The sequence below is a fragment of the Leuconostoc lactis genome (genome assembly GCF_007954625.1).
Classification (GTDB): domain Bacteria; phylum Bacillota; class Bacilli; order Lactobacillales; family Lactobacillaceae; genus Leuconostoc; species Leuconostoc lactis_A.
Genome location: NZ_CP042420.1, coordinates 313,324 through 334,627 on the forward strand (window position 1 = coordinate 313,324; position 21,304 = coordinate 334,627).

A 21,304-nucleotide genomic window follows, 5' to 3' on the forward strand; every position below is an offset into this window, starting at 1 on the left:
AGCTTTTTACACGCGCTTTCCTGAAAACAGCTCTGCCCTTAATTATCAAGATATGACAGCTCTTGTTCACGATAACTTGTTGGGGTTATAAAGCTGACAATCACTTCACCATAACCCGATAATGTATAATTACCGGTATCTTTTAGCATGATAAAATTATCGCCTTTTTTAAGGTGGTACGTCGTCCCTTCAGCCGTCAAAGTTAAGTCCCCGGCAATCACATTAAACAATTCGTAGTCATGGTGCTGGTTAAAATGACTTTCCCCACGAACAGATAACTTATCGATGGTGAACTTAGGCGACGTCAGTAAACGCGTCAAGATTGTTTGATCTTGCAACCGCGATCTCTGGTTCAAGATTGGATCAACATGGGGCGCTTTAGTGACACTCAGTGCGGCATCAATTTGCAATGATCGTGGTTGCTGCGTTGTGGCATCCACGCGATCAAAGTCATAGAAACGATAAGTCGAATCGGAACTTTGTTGGATTTCTAGGGCTAATACGCCAGCGCCCAAGGCATGAAAAGTCCCAGCTGGGACATAAAAGAAATCCCCCTTTTGCACCGGAATTGTACGCAGTAATTGCGACCATTCACGTTCGTCAACCATTGTTTTTAAAGCTGACTTAGTGGAGGCGTGATGACCATAGTATAACTTGGCGTCAGGTGTGGCATCTAAGATATACCAGCTTTCCGTCTTGCCAAAGTTTTCAGATGATTGCTTATCATTCGGATGTACCTGAATTGATAAGTTTTCTTGGGCATCTAAAATTTTGGCTAATAAAGGAAATGCCTGTTCAGGATCATGCCCGCCAAATAGTTCTGGTCGTTCTGTCCACAACTGAGCTAAGTCTTGCCCGGCAAACTCACCTTGCGTAATCTTTGAGACCCCATTGTCATGCGCGGAAATCACCCATGCCTCGCCCACGTGGTCGGATGGCAACTGATAGCCAAACGTCGCTAATTTTGTGCCACCCCAAATTTTTTCCTGTAAAACTGGTGCTAACATCAGGATTGTCATAATAGCGTTTTGATCTCCTTTTTGATTATTTTATATACAATGATAATAAAAATTGTATGCGCTTTCATTTTATCATATTTTGGCTGTTTTTGGCGGTATCTTCCTATTTGTCTTGTCCACATAAAAAGACTAAACACCCATGCGTGTTTAGTCTTTAAACTGTCGTGTGACGTTATGATAGGCGAAAGCCTTTTTGCTTTGGATAGTTGTTCAAACCCGTATAGTCACGTGGTCGTGTCAAAAGTTTCGTATTATTTTGCACCCAGGAACTATCAACACCCCGATCGGCATAATAGGTGGTCATCGTTTGATCATACGCCGTGACGGCTGCCACCATTTGGTCTTGATCATAATGATTTTTCATCCACATCCCAGCCATTGGTAACTTTGGCTTAATGCCAGGTTCTTGTGCTGGGTAGCCAATCGAAAAGCCCATGACTGCTTTCACGAACTTTGGTAATTGTAAATGTTGTTCATATAATTCAAAGGCGCCTAGTGCCCCAGCCATGGTCACACTGCCCAGACCAAGCGCTTCTGCGGCTACTTGGGCGCGTCCCAAAGCGACACCAGCCGACACAATGCCACCCTCTAACATAGCATACGTCGATAGTCGTTCCTCAGCTAAGGCACGTACTTCCGGTGTTAAACCAATCAAGTCTTTATTAAAGTCGACGGCAACCACAAAATAACGGGCGGCACTTTCAATATAAGTCATCCCGACTTGTGCTGTAATTTCCGCCTTCAATGCTTGGTCAGTAATTTCAATAAAAGTGACTGGTTGGTAATTATTCATGTTTGGTCCCGCATTGGCAGCAGATAAAATCGTTGTCACAATGTCATCGGTGACCGGTTCATTCGTATAAGCACGAATTGAACGATGGTTATTCAATAAATCTAAAACTGGATTTGACATGTGTTGTTGTCTTGCAACGCGCATCGAGCCCATGTTGCAAGATCCTTTCGTTTTGTGATACATAGATTTTACCATTTTTTTATGATAAAATGATAAGAATATTAGTGGAGGCAGTTATGCAATTTGGACGATTCCGTATCGGTTTACGGACGCTAAAAACAGCCATGGCGGTCATGTTAATCATTGCCGTCTATTATTTCTTTAACCGTCCCCCATTTGTCGCTGCTTTAGCGGCTGTCTTTGCTTTACGTGAAAGTTGGGATCAAACGCTGAGTTTTGCTAAGATCCGTTTAATTTCAAACACCGTTGGTGGCTTACTCGCCTTGGTCTACTTTCTCATTTATACGCAAACTGACCACGCTGACTGGGTCGCAATTATCATCCTCCCACTGCTTGTGATTATCACCATTGTTTTCTTAGATGGTTTTAATTTTAATAGTGGGGTTATCGGCGCACTTGCTGCTTTATTGATGATTGCCTTAAATATTCCAGCTGGTGCGACGGTTGTCTACGTGATTGATCGTATTGCAGATACATTTGTGGGGGTCTTAGTGGCTATTGGTGTGAACCGATTTGCTTCACCGCAAACAAAAAAGAAGGCGTAAACCTTCTTTTTTTGTTTGCTATCATTTATGAAGTGCTGGCTAAACCAAAATAATCTTCGATTGTTGCTAACACCCCATCGTTAACATTCGTGTTCAAGGCACGCTTATCCACAGCCTGTAACATAAATGGTTCGGCATTTGGCATCACATAGCCATGTTCGTATTTCTGCAGCATTTCTAAATCGTTGCCATTATCACCAAAGGTCATCACTTCACGATCTAAAATGTCATAGTAGTCTTGCAAAACTTGCAACCCAGTCGCTTTGTCGACCCCTTTACCCAACACATCAACGGAACCAAATCCTGATCCCGTCGCATGGAGTTCATCGCCAAAGACTTGTCGCAATTCAGCAACGTGCTGTTGTACTTCATCATTTGGCCAGACAAATGTCACTTCTAAAATGTGGTCATCAACTTCCATCAATTTTTCCACTTGCTTCACATTTGGATAAAATTGAAAGACCATATCAGCGACCGGACCTGTAGCATGGTTAGAGACATACGTTGCCTTATCACCCGTCATGATAATAATATTTTCAGCTGATTCAGGATTCTTGGCATTCCATTCAATCACTTGATGTAATTGTGCTGGCGACAAATGAACAGAATAGAGTTGTTCATCCGGTGTGGCCACCATGGCGCCATTTGATCCCACAAAATTGATTTCATAGCCTTTCGCAATTGTGGGGGCAAAAAGTTGTTGCAAGTTTTTAACTTGCCGGCCCGAAGCCGCTACAAAGCGGACATCCTTTTCTTGAAGCTGATCCAAGACACGTTCAAAACGGTGACGATTATACTCATCATTTGCTGTCAAAAAAGTCCCGTCCATATCAGACGCAATCATTTTGATTGTCATTCACAACACACTCCTTTTAAATATCGGTCGTTTACTAAAACAAATTTGTCGTGCACAAGCCATACCTGCATATCTTGTCAACCACGTCATGAATTAGCCCACAATATTTTAATTATAGCATAGTCTTGAATAACTAAAAAAGCCGCCAACGGCGGGTTATTTAAATTGTTCAAGATAAGTTTCATAGGCTGTTTCATCCACAACCCAATCCAGTTCACCAATATATTCGGCTTGTGGATCGTGATAAGCAAAGCCGTGCTTAAATTTATAGAGGCCATCTTCGGGTACAAAATCTCCAACACCGCCAAAATCGTATTCGACTTTGCCAAGTGCCAGACCCCATTTTAGCATTTCCCATTGCACAGCATATGGGCCATAGTGCTTAGCATATTGCCGATCAGAACCGGCATACATATACCAAATTTCATCACCATAGCTAAAACCAATGCCACTGGCAATCACGCGACCTTCAAAGTGTGCTAGGAACACTTTAAATAAGCCTGTGCCAGCCCATAATTGTTGCATACGCAAGAAGTAATCAATTGGCCGGTGAGTAATCCCTTGTGCCGCAGCCATCATCACATAAGTCTCAAAAAAGGCGCGCACATCCGCTTCAGAATCACCAGCAGTCACGGTAACGCCATCTTTGGCCGCGCGACGGATTTGGTTACGATAATCACGTTTGAAGTGTAACATCAATTCTTCTGCCGTCGTAATCGGTGTCGCACCCTCGCCACGACCATCATAATACAACACCACATTTTTGCGTGGTTGGATATTCCCATGCATGTGGTGAATCTCACGATTACGTGTCACAAAACCGGCTGCTTGATATTCGGCATTCAACGCATCGCTATAGGCCACTTCAGGGTCCAAACGAATGAGGAAGACATTATCTGGCAAGGCCGCCAAAGCTTCTTGGATCATACTTTTAATCAACGCCACATTATGAATGTCGCCAATCGGTCCGCGACCAGCATATCCCAGCAACTTGCCCGGCACAGCTTCAACCGTTAACACTGTTAAGACTGCATCAATTTGCCCCGCCGTTTCATGGTAAACATAAACATGACCCCAATTCGCTTTGAGTTCACCCCATAGCGGATCTTGGGTCACCTGGCCACGTGGATCCTCACGAACAAAACGTTGATACGCCTGTACTTTTTCTTGATCATTTAAATCTAAAATCGGCATGTTAGTTATTATCCTGTCGTAATTGAACCATAGTTTTCAATAAAGTAAACCAATGTTTGCAATTCATTGGTCAAATCCACATTTTGCACACGCACGCCACTTGGTACCGTCACACGCAAAGGTGTAAAGTTCAAAATCCCTTTAATCCCAGCATCCACAAGTTCATTTGTGATTTCTTGGGCGACACCTTGTGGTACGGTCAAGATGGCAATGTTAATCCGTTGCGCAGTAATCTGCTCTTTTAATTCAGTCATTGAATAAATCGGCACACCGGCCATAATTGTGCCTGCACGTGACTTATCCACGTCAAAAGCCGCTGAAATACGCATGTTAGAAGACTGGTGAAAGTTAAAGTTAAGCAAAGCTTGCCCCAAATTTCCAGCACCAATTAACGCCACATTAATGAGACTGTCTTGATCCAACACATTGGCAAAGAAATCCAGCAACGCCTTGACATCGTAGCCATAGCCACGCTTGCCTAAGGCACCAAAATAAGAAAAATCACGACGAATCGTGGCCGCATCAAACTTGATTGCATCGCTTAATTCAGCAGAAGAAATGCGGTCAGTCCCCGCATCGTGTAAAAATGTTAAGTAGCGGAAATAAATCGGCAAACGCTTTGCGGTCGCACGCGGGATTTTAGGTTGTGTCATAATTTTCTCCAGTGTTAATGTCGTTATTATCATGCTTGTTTCACCAAACGCAGACGTGATTGTCTGATGAAATCGGCACCTTAGATTACTTTGTGAACTTTTGCATAACTATTGTACCACAAAAATAAGGATCGCAACAAAAGATCGTGATAGATTCACAATCTTATTACGATTATATTAGTTCAAAATCTAAGCCTGGATCAGTATTTAAGTCTAAGCCCGCAAAAATACCTTGTTTATAATTCCAGTAGCCTGCTGCCCCAATCATCGCGGCATTATCACCCGTATATTGCCGTGGCACAGGAATATACGTTGTCTCTGGAAATGACGCCAGCAATTCTTCTAACGTCTCTCGCAATTGTGAATTAGCCGCAACGCCACCAGCCAAGATAAAACTTTTAACTGGATAGTCTTGTAAGGCGCGCTTCGTCCGACCAACTAGCGCGTCCACAACTGCATTTTGGAAACTCGTTGCTAAATCATATTGATCAATTGTTTCACCCTTTTGCTCAGCGTGATGGACATAATTAATCACCGCACTTTTTAAGCCAGAGAAACTAAAGTCATAATTGTCTTCATGTGCCATAGCGGTGGGAAACTTAATCGTTGGTTGCCCTTTGTGCGCCATATCATCAATCGTTTTACCCGCTGGATAAGGCAGCTTTAACAAACGGCCAACTTTATCAAAACTTTCCCCTGCTGCATCATCACGCGTTTCCCCTAACACGGCAAACTCATTTTCGTTTTGCATGAGGACCAGTTCGGTATGACCGCCAGATACCATCAAAGCTAAGGCTGGATAGCGAATTGGCTGATTAAAGTTGGCCGCTGCAATGTGCCCGGCCAAATGATTCACTGGTACAATCGGCAAGTTATGGGCCAACGCAAAGGTCTTTGCGCCCATTAAGCCAACCAATAAAGAACCTACCAGGCCAGGCCCATAGGTCACCGCCACCGCATCAAGCTCCGATGGTGACACGTTAGCTGTGGCCAACGCATCATCTAATACGCGTGTAATCCATTCAATATGATGTCGACTGGCGACTTCCGGTACAATACCACCAAAACGTTGATGGGAATTGATTTGTGTCGCCACGGCGTTGCTTAGGACAATATGGCCATCTTCCACAATGGCAACGCTGGTTTCATCAGCGCTGGATTCAAATGCTATGATTTTTGTCATATTTATGCGTGTGAGTGGTTACCTTAGTAACCTGTGCTCACATTTTCCTTTCCATCATGATCGCGGCATGACCATTTTTATAATACTTTTCACGGCGGTGATAAGGTGAAAAGCCCATCTTTTCATACAGCTGAATCGCTTGATGATTCAACTCATCGACTTCCAATAAAAATCGGGCAACATCTGGCAAAGCCAAAACGGTTGTTAATAGTGCTTGCGCAATACCTTGTCGTTGATAATCCGGTTGGACCGCGATACTACTAATTTCAACTTCATCTAATATCTGGGTAATCCCAATAAAACCACCCGTCGTTAAAAAATAACGACTACGAGGACTTGTGAGTTCATGTTCAAAGACTGCTTTTGGCCAAGGAGACGGTTGAAAGGCCGCTTGGGCAATATGATAGATGGTTTCACTGTCTTCAATTGTTGCTGGTTGAATTTTCAAGTTGTTTCACCATTGAAACGGCATCTTCATGATCACCGAAATAGTATCCTTTTTTGATCCCTGTTTGTTCAAAGCCTAATCGTTGATATAAAGCAATCGCCCCATGATTAGAGGCGCGTGCCTCTAACGTCATGGTGGCAACCCCAACCGCAGTCGCAAATTGGTTAATTTCTGACAAAATGGTTGTGCCTAAACCATGACTTTGCCAAATCGGAACAACCGCAATATTGGTAATATGCATATCACGCTGATCTCTTTGATAGGCAACACCGGCAAAGCCAATAACTTGTTGATGGCGTTCAATCACTAAGTAGAGGCGAATATGTGGCCGCGATAATTCGCTGAGAAAGTCGCGCAATACCCACGGCGCGACACCCGCATAAACCGCTTCCTCAATTCTAACCAATGTGTCAATATCAGCAATTGTGGCGCGACGTAACACAAAGTCATAACCACTGACAGCAATCGTCTTAGTCGTAAATTGCGGTAAGGCAATTGGTAATTTAGGGTGGTGATTAAACTTCAAAAACATAATTTTCGGGATTATCCTCACCAGGATGCGCAGCAAGCCAGTTCAACTCCGCCTGGGTTTTCCTTAAATAATTAGGGTTAAAGTGTGCGACATCAGCCACAGGTTGCGCTTTGAGACCGAGTGTAACGATGCCATGACCGTCAGGCAAGCTGTCAGCGGGTGTTAAAATCGTCGCTTGATCACCAAAAGCCGCCTGTAACGTGGGCACGAATTCTGTGGTTTCCCCCACAAAAGTAATGGGCTCAGCACGTGTCTGCAACCAAGTCACCAAATGGTCGATTGGCTGATGCGCATCAGCTAACACAGCTGTGTCATTTAAATAAACACCTGCAAAAACATTATTATTGCGCGCATTAAACAGTGGCACTACTAAGCCAGGATTGGTCACTTGCGCAGCCAGCACGGCTAAACTAGAAACGCCTATGAGCTCAGCTTGCAACGTGTTAGCCAGCATTTTGGCAACAGTCACACCAATTCTAAGCCCAGTAAATGATCCTGGTCCTTGGGCAACCACAATACGATCAATATCACTGAGCGCCCATTGTTGTTCAGCCAGCGTTGTTTCAATTGCTGGCAATAACTGAATCGAATGATTCCGCGCTTCATTCGTTGTGAACACACGTCGTACATTATTATCTTCCGCCAAACTCACCGTAAGTGGTTGGTTACTTGTATCAAAGGCTAAAATCTTCATAGGTTATATTTTAACACAAAAAGACCGCCAATCGGCGGTCTTAAAACTTGTTCTAGTCAATTGCTGATTCAACTAATGCAATGACTTCGTCATTTGTTTCGGCATCCAAAGCTTTTTCAGCCAACAACTTCATATCAGCAGTATTCAACTGCTTCATTAATGCACGTGTTTGCAAAATAGATGGGGCACTCATTGAGAATTCATCCAAGCCCATACCCATCAACAATGGGACAGCGATTGGATCACCAGCCATTTCACCACACATTGCAACAAACTTACCTTCTTTATGAGCGGCAGTAATCACATTGTTGATCAAACGCAAGATTGATGGATTATAAGGTTGATACAAATAAGCAACCTTATCATTACCACGATCTGCAGCCATTGTATAACCAATCAAATCGTTGGTTCCAATTGAGAAGAAATCCAATTCCTTAGCAAACTTATCAGCCAACATTGCGGCAGCTGGAATTTCAATCATGATACCTAACTTGACATCACCCATTGCCACACCAGCTTCTTCAAGCTTGGCACGTTCTTCTGTATAAATTTGCTTTGCGGCACGGAACTCAGGCAATGTGGCAATCATTGGGAACATAATCCACAAGTTACCAAAGGCTGAGGCACGTAGCAACGCACGGAGTTGTGTGCGGAAGATTTCTGTTTGATCCAAAGAAATACGGATCGCACGATAACCCAAGAATGGATTTTCTTCTTCCGGCAATTTCCAATAGCTCAAGTGCTTGTCGCCACCAATATCCATGGTACGCACTGTCACTGGCTTACCAGCCATCTTTTCAACAACAGTCTTATAAGCTTCAAACTGTTCTTCTTCAGTTGGCAAGTGATCTGATTCCATGTATAGGAATTCAGTACGATACAAACCAATTCCTTCAGCACCGTTTTCCAAAACGGCAGGCATGTCTTTTGGTGAACCAATGTTTGCGCCCACGACAAATGTCTTGCCATCGGCACTGACTGATTGTTGATCTTTCAACAAGGCCCATTCAGCACGTTGTGCTTGATAATCAGCCGCCTTTTGTTGATAACTGGCTAATGTGTCGGCATCTGGGTCGACAATCACATCGCCCGTCAAGCCATCAACAATCACCATGTCACCAGCTGCCACTTCTTTTGTGGCAATTTCAGTTCCCACGACAGCTGGAATTTCCAACGTACGTGCCATGATTGACGCATGCGCTGTACGACCACCCAAATCAGTTAAGATACCCTTAACAAAGTTGCGGTCAAGCTGCGCTGTATCTGAAGGCGTCAAGTCTCTTGCAACCAAGACCACTTCTTCATCAATCAACGCTGGGTTAGGCAAAGCCACATTTAGCAAGTGAGATAGGATACGCTTCGTGACATCACGAATATCTGCTGCACGTTCTTGCATGTAGGCGTTATCCGTCATCGCTTCAAACATGCTGATATACATGTCTGTTACTTCTTTAACAGCTTGTTCAGCATTGACCTTGTCATCAGCAATCTTTTGCTTAAATGCGCCAGACATTTCGGGATCAGCCAAAACCATCAAATGCGCTTCAAACACTTGGGCTTCTTCATCACCAAGGTTTTCAGCAGCTTTTGTTTTAATCAATTCCACATCTGCACTGGCAGCCTTCAAAGCATCGTCGACACGAGCTTGTTCAGCTGTCACATCTGTAATTGTTGTCTTTGAGAAAGACAAATCTGGGTCAACTAACAAGTAGGCCTTTGCAATTGCAATACCATTACTTGCCGCGATTCCTTTGAAGTTCTTAGCCATTATTATTCAGCAAGTCCTTCTTTTTCCATTGCTTCAGTGATAGCAGCCATTGCTGCTTCTTCATCATCACCTTCAGTCTTGATTGTCACATCGGCACCTTGACCAACACCAAGTGACATCACACCCATGATTGACTTCAAGTTAACATCCTTGCCTTGGTATGACAAAGTAACGTCTGATGTGAACTTTGAAGCTGCTTGTACCAACAATGTTGCTGGACGTGCGTGGATACCTGTTTCTGCTACGATATGGAATTCTTTTGATTGTGTCATAATTATTTTCTCCTTTTTAGCTGTGAATCAGCTTCTGATAATAGTGTATCAAAGCGCTTACAAAATATCAAGTAAAATGCCCGGATAAACCTTGATATATCAAGCCCAAGCGCCCAAAATGCCGGTCTCATCGCGTTTGTGATGTAACCGTTTACATGTTTTCCGTGTGACTTTTCAGTAAACGTTAAGATTCTCGGTGACGTGCGCAACATTTGCCAAAAATTCAACACAAAAAGCACCGATCCGGTGCTTTTAAATCGTAAATTCTTGATTACCCGCCGCTTTAGCTAAGCGATTATTATACGCTTTGCCAATTCCAATGGGGGGCATTTTTTCGACATAAATCGTCGCCACTTCTGGCGTTTCGTCATAAAACCGCAGCCCAGCAAAGAGCTGTTCGGTCGCACTTTCAAGTGTTTCGCCTAACGACCACGTTTGCGTCATCGGTAACTGCAATGTTGCCAATGTGTCATCTTGGGCCATCACAACGTCTTGGGCTGTCAGGTTTGATCGCAGCGCCAAAGCATCTAAACGATCAAACATCACCACTGTTTTGTCTGGTGCATAGTGACGATACTTCATCCCTGGTGCTTTTGGTGTGACATGGCTCGCCACCGATGTCGTACTGGTAGCATCAAACACTTGTTGTTGGAGAACGGCTTCTAATTGTTGTTGCGTCACTGCCCCAGGCCGCAAAATGGTTGGCGTATCTGTTGACATGTCAATAACTGTGGACTCCACCCCGACTTCCGTTGGCCCATCGTCCACAATGGCTGCAATCCGGCCTTGCATATCATGCCAAACGTGTTGCGCCGTGGTTGGCGACGGTTTACCAGACGTATTGGCACTTGGGCCAACAATCGGTACCCCGGCTGCGCGAATCACAGCCCGTGCTGTCTCATTGGCAGGCAAACGGAAAGCCACCGTTTGCAACCCACCAGTCACCAACATCGATACCTGATCTGGTTTAATGGGCATGATAATTGTCAAAGAGCCCGGCCAAAATGCGGTCATCAATTGCCGAGCTGCTTCAGAAATCGTGACAAAGGGTGTCAACTGTTCAACGTCTGCAACGGTCATAATAAGCGGATTATCTGCTGGCCGATTTTTCGCCAAAAAGACTTTTTTCACCGCCGCATCATTAGTGGCATCTGCCCCTAAGCCGTAGACTGTTTCTGTTGGAAAAGCCACCACTTCACCGGATTTTAATAACGCGCCCGCCTGCTGCACATCTTGAGTTGTTAGTAATTCTGTCTCCATAATAATCCTACCGACGTCAGACACACGCGACGTCCATTTTATCCTTTCACCACACGCACCATACGATCTAAGCCTGCGAAATCTTTTTTCAAGGTTACCGTTGCATCAGGTAGTGCTTGTTGCATCATGGCTACCACCGCTGGGCCTTGTTTGTAGCCAATTTCAAAATAAGCACGCCCATGTGCCGTTAAATGTTGTGCCAAACCGGCCGCAATCTTAGCGTAAATGGCTAAGCCATCTTGGTCGGCAAACAACGCCAGTTGTGGCTCAAACGCCAAGACACTAGCGTCCATTTCTGCTTCATCAGTCCGCGCGATATACGGTGGATTGCTGACGATAATATCAAAAGTTAAATCCGCAACCCCTTGGAAAACATCACTTTCCACGAAGTGTAACTGATGCAAACCAAAGCGCTGCGCATTACTTTCAGCCACGGACAAGGCATCAGGTGAAATATCGGCGGCAAACCCCTTAACACGTGGATTTTCAAGCATTAACGTCTCAATAATTGCGCCTGAACCCGTCCCAATATCCAACACAGAAACTGGTTCACCTTGGGTCCCACTGGCATCTTGTAAAATCCATTCTACGAGTTGCTCAGTTTCTGGACGGGGAATTAAGACACGTTCATCCACCATGAATTCCCGCCCATAAAAAGGTGCATGCCCCAAAATATATTGTGGTGGTTTGTTTTGGGTTAATTGCGCCACCCACTTTGGCCAAACAGCTGCCAGCGCCGCTGGCATTTGCCGTGATAAATTGGCCCGTAAATAACCGTAGTTAATGTCTAAGGCACCCGTTAACAAGAAGTCCACGTTATCTTTGGCATCTTCTTCTGGCATCCCCGCCTGCGTGAGTTCTAAAACCGCCCACTTACGTGCTTCAAGTAACGACAATTTCACTTGCGCTGGGACAGTTGGTTTGATCTGATCATCCCACTCGTACCAACGCGGTTGAGTCAGCTTAGCAGGTGAACTTGAGCGTTTGTGCGTAGTCTGGTTAGGTTGTTGAAATTGTTTTGGGGTTTCAAAGTTTTTTTCTGTCATTGTTAGGCGTTATTGAGTTCAGCGAGCTTAGCTGTTTGGTCCGCAATGATTAACGCATCAATGACTTCTCCTAATTCACCGTTCATCACGCGATCCAACTTGTTTAATGTCAAACCAATACGATGATCCGTGACACGGTTTTGTGGATAATTGTATGTCCGGATACGTTCTGAACGGTCCCCAGTACCGACGGCAGACTTACGCTGTTCGGCATAAGCTGCTTCATTTTGTTGCGCATAAAAATCATACACACGACTGGCCAGCAACTTCCGTGCCTTATCACGGTTCTTTATCTGTGTTCGTTCTTCTTGCATTTTCACCATGATACCGGTTGGCTTGTGAACCAAACGGACTGCCGTTGACACTTTGTTGACGTTTTGACCACCAGCACCACCTGAACGGAAGAATTCTTCTTCCAAATCAGATTCAGCCAATTCAAAATCAATGTCTTCAAATTCAGGCATCACGCCAACCGTTGCCGTTGACGTGTGGACACGCCCTTGTGTTTCGGTTGATGGGACGCGCTGTACACGATGCGCACCTGATTCAAACTTTAACTTCGAATACACATTATCGCCAGTAATCATCACAGCGACTTCCTTGTAGCCACCAACTTCAGTCGTGGATTCATCAATAATACTCAATGTCCAGCGTTGCTTTTCTGCGTAACGGCGATACATGTCTAACAAGTCAGCGGCAAATAATGAGGATTCATCCCCACCAGCAGCCCCACGAATTTCCATGATAATGTTTTTATCATCATTGGGATCTTTCGGTAACATTAAAATTTTCAATTGGTCTTCCAATTGCGCTTTTTCTGGCTTTAAGTCGGCTAAATCTTCTTTTGCTAATGGTGCCATTTCGGCATCATCTAGTAATTCTTCTGCTTCTTGAATTTCTTGAATGACTTGTTGGTAACGGGTATAGACTTCAACTGTCTCACGCATTTCCCCCGCTTCTTTTGACAATGCCATGTATTTTTGGCCGTCACTCGCCACTTCTGGGTCGGCTAATTGTTCGTTCAGTTCATCATAGCGATCAACAACCGTTTGTAATGATTGAAAAATTGGATCCATCGTTTACTCTCCTCTTCACAGTGGTACACCAACGACTTAACTTAGCCACTGTACCCTGTTGTTATTGTCATAATTTATGTTGAAAAATAGCTTTTTGGCTTTACTTATCCACAGGAAACATCTCGGAAATTTTAGCCAAATCGGGCACGTACCAATGATGGCGACAGGTTGGAATATAAGCTTCATCGCCACCAATAAAGAGTTGTTCCCCAGAACGTTGTGGCTTGCCGTCAACAATTCGTAATTGCGTTGTCGCTTTTTTACCGCAAAATGAGCAAATCGTCTTCATTTCTTCCAGCTTATCAGCCATTTCAATGAGTCGTTTTGAACCTTCAAACAAGTGATTAAAGGCATCTTGTTTTAAACCAAATGCCATCACTGGAATATGTAGGTGATCCACGACTTTGGCTAATTGATCAACTTGTGTTGCGGTTAAAAATTGTGCTTCATCAATCAAGGCCACGGCAAGATTATCACTTTGCTTGGCCTTAATTAAGTCATACAAGTCATCCGTTGGCTTAATCGCTAAAGCTTCGCGCGACAAACCAATCCGACTGGCCACAACGCCCACACCGGCACGGGTATCCACAATCGGCGTCATTAACAACACTTGACGTCCCTGTGATTCGTAATTATGCGCAACTTTCAGGATTTCAATTGATTTACCTGAACTCATTGCCCCATATTCAAAAAATAATTGTGCCATCATCATCCCGTGTCCCAAGTTCCCTCAGTTTATGACACGTCGCCTCCTGAAAAGTTTGTTTGCTGACTTATTTTGTCACTCCTTCCTATTATAACAAATGACAAACGATAACAGGCGCTTTTTCATACCAGAACACAGGTCGGTCAGCTTTTTTAACATTTCATCAAAAATTCCCATCTCAAGGCTACGCGTGGTAAAATGATAATCATGAAAGTGGGGACATTATGACACTTAAAAGTACAATTGCACGCGCTACTGCTAAAAGCGCCTATTGGTTTTTGCATGACGTGATGCACCGTGGTGGCACAAGTCTACCCGGCAAAATCGCGGTCGCAATCGACCCAGATATTCTCAAATCAATCCAACAGGATTTTGACCTCGTGGTGGTGACTGGTACAAATGGTAAAACGTTGACCACTGCCCTCATCACGCGTGTCTTACAAGCTGGTGGCTATGAAGTCATCACCAACCCATCCGGTTCTAACATGATTCAAGGGATTACCGGCACATTGGTGACGACACCAGTCAAGCCTTCGCCAAATGGTAAAAAGCCCGTAGCCGTCTTAGAAGTCGATGAAGCCAACGTTGAAAAAATCACCTCAGCGATCAAGCCAAAAATGTTTGTGCTCACAAACATTTTCCGTGACCAACTTGACCGCTACGGCGAAATTTATACAACGTATGATAAAATCATCGCCGGCATTAAGCATGCACCCGAAGCTACGGTATTAGCCAACGGTGATTCACCAATCTTTACCCGCGGTGATTTCCCAAACAAGCGCCAATATTTTGGCTTTAATCATATCCAACCGGCCGACTATCAACCACAAGTGGCGCCTATCAATACGGATGGGATTTTATCACCGACCGATCATTCTGTCTTACACTATGATTTCATCACGTACGCCAATCTTGGTCAGTATTTTAGTGTCACCGATGATTTCAAGCGCCCACCATTGGCCTATCAAGTGACCGAAATTGACGAATTGACCCCAACTTATTCAACTTTTAGTATTGATGGTACACCGCTTCGTATTGAAATTGGCGGGCTCTACAATATTTATAACGCCCTAGCTGCTTATGCTGTTGGTCGTGAATTTGGTGTAACGCCTGAACAAATCAAGACAGCTTTTGAATCAAATGCACAGATTTTTGGCCGCCAAGAAGCCATTCATGTTGATGGTAAGGATGTCACAATCGTCTTGATTAAAAATCCGGTTGGGACCAATTCTGTCATCGATATGATGCGGACCGAAACGGCTGATTTCTCACTATTGGCGCTGTTGAACGCCAATTATGCGGACGGTATTGATACGAGTTGGATTTGGGATGCCGAGTTTGAAAAGCTACATGACACCAAGCTCAAGGCCGTCGCCACTGGCGGTGAACGCTATCGCGATATTCGCGTGCGTTTGAAGATGGCTGGTTTTGCTGACCAGGCCGTCTATGAAGATTTGACCCAAGTCATCGACGCCATCAAAGCCTTACCAACCGATAAGGTCTACATTGCAGCAACTTATACGGCGATGCTACAACTTCGTGAACAACTTGGTGCAGCTGGCTATATTAAAGGAGGTTTCTAATGACCGAATACCAACTCAACGTTGCGCACCTTTATGGTAATCTAATGAACACCTATGGTGATTATGGCAACATCATTGCCCTCACTTACTATGCCAAGCAAATTGGCGTTGCTGTTGATTATCAATTGGTTTCACTTGGCGACGAATTTGATGCCCAAGCCTTTGATTTTGTCTTGTTTGGTGGCGGACAAGATTACGAAGAAACGATTGTCGCCGAAGATTTACCTACAAAGGCAACAGCCATCAAGCAGTACATCGAAAACGATGGCCCACTGCTGGCTGTTTGTGGTGGTTTCCAATTACTCGGTCATTATATGGTGATGGCTGACGGTACGCGTGTCGATGGCATTGGCGTTATGGATCATTATACGACCAATATGTATGATGACCAATTAACAGTATTATCTGGCAAGCGCCTAACCGGTAACGTTGTGATTGAAAATAACGACACTGGTGAAAAATACCATGGGTTTGAAAACCACCAAGGTCGTACATTCCTCGGCGAAGGTGAACGTGCTTTGGGGACTGTTATTTCTGGTAATGGTAATAATGGTATGGACAAAACCGAAGGTGTGATTTATCGTAACGTTTATGGCTCATACTTCCACGGCCCAATCTTTACGCGTAATGGGAATTTAGCTAAGCGCGTTCTTGCAACAGCTTTGCAACGTAAATATCCTGACGTTGATTGGCAAGCCCGATTGGACGCAGTTCCAACTGAAAGTTTCTAATACAAAAAACTGTGACCAACTGATGATGATCAGTTGGCCACAGTTTTTATTTTTGCTTCGTTGTAGGCGTTTCAGTATTTTGCGACGCCTTTTGTTGTTTTTTCACCCGATCGACTTCACGATGATACCAACGCATAATCAAAATTAAGCCACCCGTTGATATCATCATTGCAATGACGACCCAAATGAAAAACAGTATTAACTTCGTATCTTGTGTCATGATTGTTATCGGCATGCCAACTCAAGCACATGCCACTCCTTATTGTTGCGCTATCTACCACTATTCTGATAGGTGATAATAATAGGTTGAGACTGAAATATCTGTCCGTGCGGCAAACGCCGTACGCAGACGTAATGAGTTCTGGTTATGCAAAATATTTTGCCAAGGTTTTTTGGGCACAAATTGTGGGACCAAAACCGTGACTGAATGATTGCGCTTTTCCGCTTGTTTCACCACCGCATCCACGAAACTAGTGGCTGGCTTAACAATTGAGCGGTACGACGAATGAATATCCACATAGCGGACATCTGGGAAATCCAGCTTGAACTGCGTTGATGTTTCCAATTCTTTTTTCGGATTCACATCAAAACTCACGTGCATCGCCACCACATAATCGCCAATTGATAGCGCATAATCGATCGCTTCGGTCGTGACTTTGGTAATATTTGATACCAAAACAATGACAGTCGCCCCATCATAATGGTGCCGCACAGCATGTGAATTTTTCGCATAGGCTAAACGCAGTTGACGCGCAATACTCGTATAGTGGTGCTTAATTTTTAGGAACATGTACATGATAATGGGCATAATCAAAAGATATGGCCAAACATGTTCAATCCGTGTGGCAAACAACGTGACCACCAACACCGCTGAGATAAATGCCCCAACAAAATTGATCAAGGCTTTTAATACCCAGCGCGTTGGCTTCTGCCGCCACCAATGAATAATCATCCCCGACTGTGACAGGGTAAACGGTACAAACACGCCGACCGCATACAACGGAATCAACGCATCCGTGGAACCATGGAAAATCAGCAACAAAATAATCGCGCCAAAAGCCAGTGATAAGATACCGTTAGAATAACCGAGGCGATCGCCTTTATCCATGTAGAGATGTGGTAGATATTTATCGCGGGCCAAATTCAATGCCAACATTGGAAAAGCCGAAAAGCCTGTATTGGCCGCCACAGCTAGGATCAAAGCCGTGGCCAATTGAATAATGTAAAAGCCCATATTATGCCCACCAAATGTTTTGGCAGCAATTTGGGACAAAACTGTTGAATGACTATTGGGTACAATGCCATACCAGTAACTCAAAAACGTGATGCCGCCAAAGAATGTCGCTAAAATCAGCGCCATTAATGTGAGCGTTGTCGCCGCATGCCGTTCTTTTGGTGCCCGAAAATTTGGCACTGCGTTAGAAATAGCTTCCACACCTGTCAAAGATGACGAACCACTTGAAAAGGCACGCATAAACAAGACTAATGATAGGCCGGAAAAACTAGTTCCCACACGTGCCGCAGCATGATACGGCAATTGGCCAGTGGCTGCCTGAAACACACCCCAGATAATCATGATTGCTAAGACAATGATGAAAAAGTAGACGGGAAACATCAGGAAGTTCGCACTTTCTCGCAAACCACGTAAATTCATACCAGTCAGTAACACGACCACGAAAATCGAGAGCGGTACCACATAGGGATTTAACATTGGAATCGCTGCAGTGATGGCGTCGGATGCCGCTGATGCTGATACGGCAACCGTTAACATATAGTCAACCAGTAACGAACCGCCGGCGACTAATCCCGCTTTCGCCCCCCAGTTTTCACTGGCAACAGCATAAGCACCACCGCCTGAAGGGTACGCATGGATAATTTGCCGATAGCTCAAGACAATAGCTGCCAACAAAATCAAAACTAGTAGCGCAATGGGCAGTTGCAACCACAGCGCTACGGCACCCGCAGCGACCAAAGCGGCCGTAATAGATTCCGTACCATAGGCCACTGATGACAAAGCATCAGATGACAACAGCGCTAACGCTTTAGTTTTCGACAATGACTGGCCACCCTCATCTAACGTTTTGAGTGGTTTGCCGATGATGATCTTCTTAATGTATTGAAACATGTTCTTCTCCAATGAACGTGATGTGCCAAAATGGCAACAATTAACACAAATAGCTAATGAGCGATCAGGTTCATCAACCTCATGTTTCACGCTAATGCCAGCAAGGTTTTAAAAATGCTGCAACATTACTCATCACATTTTACGCTATTTCATCGCGTAAAAAAAGCCGTTAATTTAACGACTTGCAAAAACATTAGACGTTTTCAACTTTTGCAACAAAGGCATCAAAAACGGCTTGCACAGCATCATCTGTCATACGGAGCATTTCCGGATGCCATTGCACAGCATAGATATGTCGTGTCTCATCTGAAAAGGCTTCAACAACGCCATCCGAACTGGTCGCATCCAAAGTTAGGGATGGTGCCAATGTTTTCACTGCTTGATGATGAAAAGAGTTCACTAACGCATCAGGCGCTACGATCGGTGTTAACCAATTATCGCGTTGCCAAACCAAGCGATGTGTTGGCGTGGACCACTTCGTTGGGTATTGATCATGCTTCACGCGAAGTTGTTCATATTGGGTGGCCAAATCTTGATAAAGCGTGCCACCAAGTCCCACATTAATCACCTGCGCCCCGCGGCAAATGCCAAAGACGGGCTTGCCCACTCGCACGGCTTCGGCAAACAAGGCAAATTCAAACGCATCGCGATAACGGTCAATTTCACCGATAGCTGGGATTGGTTCTTCGCCGTAATAATCTGGCGTCACATCTTGCCCACCCGCTAACACCAAGGCATCGATACTTGCTACATAGTCAGCCGCCAGTTCTGGGGCACTAATTGGTAGAATCATCACCAGTGCCCCTGCTTCTGTCAGGGCAGCAGTATAATTTTTTTGAATATAGTTCACATAATTCGTCCCAAATTTCGGGTTCGGATGAATGGCGTGGTTCCCAGCAATCCCAATCTTTTTCATAATAAACTCCTACGTCGGTTATTTTTCTGTTGCATATTGATAACTTTGGTACCCAATCACGGGATAATTTAAGTTTTTAATCGTCTTTTTCTGCAAATGTACATTGGCCACTTGATATAGCGGTGTGACCCCATTCAAGTCATTATTCAATTTAGCCGCTTGCTGCTCTAATTGATAACGCGCATCATTGGCTTCGGGCTGTTGATTAATTTTCTGAATCAAGGCGTCATATTGGGCATCATGCCATTTTGTAAAATTAATCGCGCCGTCTGAATAAGCGGTATCTAAGAAATCAATCGGATCATTATAATCAGTTGACCAACTCAATGTGCCAGCTTGAAAATTACGATTGTTGAAGGCTGAAATTTCCGCATTTAACGGCATTCGATTCAGATTAACGGTCACATCCGGCAACGTGCTTTCAATACTTTGCTTCAAATAAAGCCCGGCAGCACGATAGGCATCCGTATCAGCCGTATTGAGTGTCAACGTCAGTTTTTTCTCGCCGATCTCTGCTTGCGCTTTTTTCAAATAGTCTTGCGCTTTTGCCTTATCATTTGGTAACGTCAATCCTGCATTAAAGTCTTGGCCGTGCACTTTGACTTCGCCGCTCGGCACAATGGACTGCGCCGCAGTTGACCCATCAGCTAAAGCTTGATCGGCTAGTACACGTCGATCAATCGCATAACTCACCGCACGTTTGAAATTGGTATTCCCTGCTACTTTATCTTGCGCGTTCCAAACAATGAAGGCCATCCGTCCCTTTTTCTGAGACTTGATCTCGTCAGCATAATGTTTCTTCAAATTGGTCAAAATACCACCAGATATTTCTGCTTCATCAACGTTACCTGACAAAAATTGTTTGCTGGCCAAAGTGGCATCGGTCACCAAGGTTGTTTTGATCGTATTAAAATGGACTTTTTTGGCCTGCGCATAATACGGATTCTTCACATATTCCCAAGTTGTGGCCGATTGGTGCCATTTTTTAATCATGTACGGCCCGTTAGAAACCGTTGTTTCAGCTGTTTGGCCGTATTTATGCCCGTAAGCTTTGACCTTAGCAGGGTTAATCGGATAGAGCTGATTAGCCAAAATAAAATTAAAATAAGGCACTGGATGCGACAGCGTGATTTTAACTGTACGATTGTTGACTGCTTGAATTCCTAAAGTATCAATACTAGCACCCTGTTTCCTAATGGCGTCATAGTTAGCTAAATCTTTAAAATGATTGGCACGCGTTGATTTAGACGCTGGATCGACCTGTCGTTTCACCGAAGATACAAAATCTTGTGCCGTCACCGTTGTCCCATCAGACCATTTCTGGTTCTTTTTTAACGTCAACGTATAAACCGTATGATTGTTTGTCGGTTGTACAATCTTTTCGGCCATTCCCGGAATGATTTGGCCCGTGGCATCCGTCGTATACAAACCCTGTAGTGTTTGTACTTCAGCCAAATTGGATCCAATGTCGTCAGCAAAATTTGGATCTAACGTCGTAATTGGATTTTGTACCGTAACCTTGAGCGTTGCTGGGGTTGGTTTTACCGTACCCCGTTGGTACAACCCATACCCACCAATCAGCAACACAGCCATCCCCACAGCGATTATTGTTTTTCGTTTCATACACTTCCCCCATAAACGACTTGCAGCCAACGCTACCCACAACATTAGAATTTGTTTGGTAAAAAATGATCGTCTTCAAATAAATAATTTGAGTATAGCGC

22 protein-coding genes are annotated in these 21,304 nt (G+C 44.3%); 3 read left to right on the top strand and 19 right to left on the bottom strand.

The genetic code is table 11. The features are described from left to right. Positions 1-38: 38 nt before the first annotated feature. On the bottom strand, positions 39-1,019 hold the full coding sequence (locus FGL80_RS01500; RefSeq protein ID WP_147001765.1) for a type I phosphomannose isomerase catalytic subunit: 981 nt from the start codon (positions 1,017-1,019) through the stop codon (positions 39-41). A gap of 172 nt (positions 1,020-1,191) precedes the next feature. Further along, a complete protein-coding gene (locus FGL80_RS01505) occupies positions 1,192-1,932 on the bottom strand; it encodes a nitroreductase family protein (protein ID WP_147001766.1) in 741 nt (246 codons plus the stop codon). Between the two features lie 116 nt (positions 1,933-2,048). On the opposite strand from FGL80_RS01505, the gene FGL80_RS01510 reads away from it, so the two are divergent. Next, entirely contained in the window at positions 2,049-2,537 is a 489-nt protein-coding gene (locus FGL80_RS01510) for an aromatic acid exporter family protein (RefSeq protein ID WP_055307418.1), read from the top strand. A 25-nt stretch (positions 2,538-2,562) separates the two neighbouring features. On the opposite strand, the gene FGL80_RS01515 is transcribed toward FGL80_RS01510, so the two are convergent. From FGL80_RS01515 to FGL80_RS01575, 13 genes are all read right to left on the bottom strand, one after another. Beyond that, the gene (locus FGL80_RS01515; protein WP_055307417.1) at positions 2,563-3,393 is read right to left on the bottom strand and encodes a Cof-type HAD-IIB family hydrolase; all 831 of its coding nucleotides are present in this window, start codon (positions 3,391-3,393) and stop codon (positions 2,563-2,565) included. A gap of 156 nt (positions 3,394-3,549) precedes the next feature. After that, positions 3,550-4,587, bottom strand: a complete 1,038-nt coding sequence (locus tag FGL80_RS01520) for a lipid II:glycine glycyltransferase FemX (RefSeq protein ID WP_055307416.1) — start codon at positions 4,585-4,587, stop codon at positions 3,550-3,552. An 8-nt stretch (positions 4,588-4,595) separates the two neighbouring features. Beyond that, on the bottom strand, positions 4,596-5,243 hold the full coding sequence (locus FGL80_RS01525) for a redox-sensing transcriptional repressor Rex (protein ID WP_095653136.1): 648 nt from the start codon (positions 5,241-5,243) through the stop codon (positions 4,596-4,598). A 169-nt stretch (positions 5,244-5,412) separates the two neighbouring features. Continuing rightward, positions 5,413-6,423 carry a tRNA (adenosine(37)-N6)-threonylcarbamoyltransferase complex transferase subunit TsaD gene (gene tsaD / locus FGL80_RS01530; protein ID WP_147001767.1) on the bottom strand — a complete coding sequence of 337 codons (1,011 nt, stop codon included), beginning with the start codon at positions 6,421-6,423 and terminating at the stop codon, positions 5,413-5,415. Positions 6,424-6,460: 37 nt separating this feature from the next. Continuing rightward, positions 6,461-6,871 (bottom strand): ribosomal protein S18-alanine N-acetyltransferase, encoded by a 411-nt coding sequence (rimI, locus tag FGL80_RS01535; protein ID WP_147001768.1) that lies wholly within the window; start codon positions 6,869-6,871, stop codon positions 6,461-6,463. Then, the gene (rimI, locus tag FGL80_RS01540; protein ID WP_010000825.1) at positions 6,846-7,403 is read right to left on the bottom strand and encodes a ribosomal protein S18-alanine N-acetyltransferase; all 558 of its coding nucleotides are present in this window, start codon (positions 7,401-7,403) and stop codon (positions 6,846-6,848) included. Before rimI (FGL80_RS01540) ends, rimI (FGL80_RS01535) begins: the two co-directional genes overlap by 26 nt. Beyond that, complete coding sequence (gene tsaB / locus FGL80_RS01545; RefSeq protein ID WP_147001769.1) at positions 7,387-8,097, bottom strand: tRNA (adenosine(37)-N6)-threonylcarbamoyltransferase complex dimerization subunit type 1 TsaB; 711 nt, start codon at positions 8,095-8,097, stop codon at positions 7,387-7,389. The genes rimI (FGL80_RS01540) and tsaB overlap by 17 nt, the downstream gene beginning before the upstream one ends. Positions 8,098-8,149: 52 nt before the next feature. Next, positions 8,150-9,865 (bottom strand): phosphoenolpyruvate--protein phosphotransferase, encoded by a 1,716-nt coding sequence (gene ptsP / locus FGL80_RS01550; RefSeq protein ID WP_055307413.1) that lies wholly within the window; start codon positions 9,863-9,865, stop codon positions 8,150-8,152. Between the two features lie 2 nt (positions 9,866-9,867). Then, entirely contained in the window at positions 9,868-10,137 is a 270-nt protein-coding gene (locus FGL80_RS01555; RefSeq protein WP_010006425.1) for a phosphocarrier protein HPr, read from the bottom strand. Between the two features lie 252 nt (positions 10,138-10,389). Continuing rightward, positions 10,390-11,397 (bottom strand): L-threonylcarbamoyladenylate synthase, encoded by a 1,008-nt coding sequence (locus FGL80_RS01560; RefSeq protein WP_147001770.1) that lies wholly within the window; start codon positions 11,395-11,397, stop codon positions 10,390-10,392. A 38-nt stretch (positions 11,398-11,435) separates the two neighbouring features. Further along, a complete protein-coding gene (gene prmC / locus FGL80_RS01565) occupies positions 11,436-12,443 on the bottom strand; it encodes a peptide chain release factor N(5)-glutamine methyltransferase (protein WP_147001771.1) in 1,008 nt (335 codons plus the stop codon). A 2-nt stretch (positions 12,444-12,445) separates the two neighbouring features. Further along, entirely contained in the window at positions 12,446-13,519 is a 1,074-nt protein-coding gene (gene prfA / locus FGL80_RS01570; protein WP_029509523.1) for a peptide chain release factor 1, read from the bottom strand. A gap of 100 nt (positions 13,520-13,619) precedes the next feature. Beyond that, positions 13,620-14,225 (bottom strand): thymidine kinase, encoded by a 606-nt coding sequence (locus FGL80_RS01575; protein WP_029509522.1) that lies wholly within the window; start codon positions 14,223-14,225, stop codon positions 13,620-13,622. Between the two features lie 224 nt (positions 14,226-14,449). On the opposite strand from FGL80_RS01575, the gene FGL80_RS01580 reads away from it, so the two are divergent. Both FGL80_RS01580 and FGL80_RS01585 read left to right on the top strand, forming a co-directional pair. Beyond that, entirely contained in the window at positions 14,450-15,808 is a 1,359-nt protein-coding gene (locus tag FGL80_RS01580; protein WP_147001772.1) for a Mur ligase family protein, read from the top strand. Beyond that, the gene (locus FGL80_RS01585) at positions 15,808-16,539 is read left to right on the top strand and encodes a type 1 glutamine amidotransferase (RefSeq protein ID WP_010000836.1); all 732 of its coding nucleotides are present in this window, start codon (positions 15,808-15,810) and stop codon (positions 16,537-16,539) included. The genes FGL80_RS01580 and FGL80_RS01585 overlap by 1 nt, the downstream gene beginning before the upstream one ends. 46 nt (positions 16,540-16,585) lie before the next feature. On the opposite strand, the gene FGL80_RS01590 is transcribed toward FGL80_RS01585, so the two are convergent. The 4 genes from FGL80_RS01590 to FGL80_RS01605 all read right to left on the bottom strand — a co-directional run bounded on the left by FGL80_RS01590 (position 16,586) and on the right by FGL80_RS01605 (position 21,203). Then, positions 16,586-16,774, bottom strand: coding sequence for a hypothetical protein (locus tag FGL80_RS01590; protein ID WP_010000837.1), 189 nt, complete (start codon positions 16,772-16,774; stop codon positions 16,586-16,588). 45 nt (positions 16,775-16,819) lie between these two features. Next, positions 16,820-18,664 carry an APC family permease gene (locus FGL80_RS01595; protein WP_029509519.1) on the bottom strand — a complete coding sequence of 615 codons (1,845 nt, stop codon included), beginning with the start codon at positions 18,662-18,664 and terminating at the stop codon, positions 16,820-16,822. Positions 18,665-18,857: 193 nt separating this feature from the next. Further along, positions 18,858-19,580 carry a gamma-glutamyl-gamma-aminobutyrate hydrolase family protein gene (locus FGL80_RS01600; protein ID WP_147001773.1) on the bottom strand — a complete coding sequence of 241 codons (723 nt, stop codon included), beginning with the start codon at positions 19,578-19,580 and terminating at the stop codon, positions 18,858-18,860. An 18-nt stretch (positions 19,581-19,598) separates the two neighbouring features. Then, entirely contained in the window at positions 19,599-21,203 is a 1,605-nt protein-coding gene (locus FGL80_RS01605; protein WP_147001774.1) for a peptide ABC transporter substrate-binding protein, read from the bottom strand. Positions 21,204-21,304 lie beyond the last annotated feature (101 nt).

What these genes read in the sequence shown, in the direction of transcription:
- FGL80_RS01560 (WP_147001770.1), bottom strand. Translation starts at nt 11,397, where the DNA reads ATGGAGACAGAATTACTAACAACTCAAGATGTGCAGCAGGCGGGCGCG.
- FGL80_RS01520 (WP_055307416.1), bottom strand. Translation starts at nt 4,587, where the DNA reads ATGCCGATTTTAGATTTAAATGATCAAGAAAAAGTACAGGCGTATCAA.
- FGL80_RS01505 (WP_147001766.1), bottom strand. Translation starts at nt 1,932, where the DNA reads ATGTCAAATCCAGTTTTAGATTTATTGAATAACCATCGTTCAATTCGT.
- rimI (WP_010000825.1), bottom strand. Translation starts at nt 7,403, where the DNA reads ATGTTTTTGAAGTTTAATCACCACCCTAAATTACCAATTGCCTTACCG.
- ptsP (WP_055307413.1), bottom strand. Translation starts at nt 9,865, where the DNA reads ATGGCTAAGAACTTCAAAGGAATCGCGGCAAGTAATGGTATTGCAATT.
- FGL80_RS01515 (WP_055307417.1), bottom strand. Translation starts at nt 3,393, where the DNA reads ATGACAATCAAAATGATTGCGTCTGATATGGACGGGACTTTTTTGACA.
- FGL80_RS01575 (WP_029509522.1), bottom strand. Translation starts at nt 14,225, where the DNA reads ATGGCACAATTATTTTTTGAATATGGGGCAATGAGTTCAGGTAAATCA.
- prmC (WP_147001771.1), bottom strand. Translation starts at nt 12,443, where the DNA reads ATGACAGAAAAAAACTTTGAAACCCCAAAACAATTTCAACAACCTAAC.
- FGL80_RS01595 (WP_029509519.1), bottom strand. Translation starts at nt 18,664, where the DNA reads ATGTTTCAATACATTAAGAAGATCATCATCGGCAAACCACTCAAAACG.
- FGL80_RS01580 (WP_147001772.1), top strand. Translation starts at nt 14,450, where the DNA reads ATGACACTTAAAAGTACAATTGCACGCGCTACTGCTAAAAGCGCCTAT.
- tsaB (WP_147001769.1), bottom strand. Translation starts at nt 8,097, where the DNA reads ATGAAGATTTTAGCCTTTGATACAAGTAACCAACCACTTACGGTGAGT.
- FGL80_RS01590 (WP_010000837.1), bottom strand. Translation starts at nt 16,774, where the DNA reads ATGCCGATAACAATCATGACACAAGATACGAAGTTAATACTGTTTTTC.
- FGL80_RS01510 (WP_055307418.1), top strand. Translation starts at nt 2,049, where the DNA reads ATGCAATTTGGACGATTCCGTATCGGTTTACGGACGCTAAAAACAGCC.
- FGL80_RS01585 (WP_010000836.1), top strand. Translation starts at nt 15,808, where the DNA reads ATGACCGAATACCAACTCAACGTTGCGCACCTTTATGGTAATCTAATG.
- FGL80_RS01600 (WP_147001773.1), bottom strand. Translation starts at nt 19,580, where the DNA reads ATGAAAAAGATTGGGATTGCTGGGAACCACGCCATTCATCCGAACCCG.
- tsaD (WP_147001767.1), bottom strand. Translation starts at nt 6,423, where the DNA reads ATGACAAAAATCATAGCATTTGAATCCAGCGCTGATGAAACCAGCGTT.
- FGL80_RS01605 (WP_147001774.1), bottom strand. Translation starts at nt 21,203, where the DNA reads ATGAAACGAAAAACAATAATCGCTGTGGGGATGGCTGTGTTGCTGATT.
- FGL80_RS01500 (WP_147001765.1), bottom strand. Translation starts at nt 1,019, where the DNA reads ATGACAATCCTGATGTTAGCACCAGTTTTACAGGAAAAAATTTGGGGT.
- prfA (WP_029509523.1), bottom strand. Translation starts at nt 13,519, where the DNA reads ATGGATCCAATTTTTCAATCATTACAAACGGTTGTTGATCGCTATGAT.
- FGL80_RS01555 (WP_010006425.1), bottom strand. Translation starts at nt 10,137, where the DNA reads ATGACACAATCAAAAGAATTCCATATCGTAGCAGAAACAGGTATCCAC.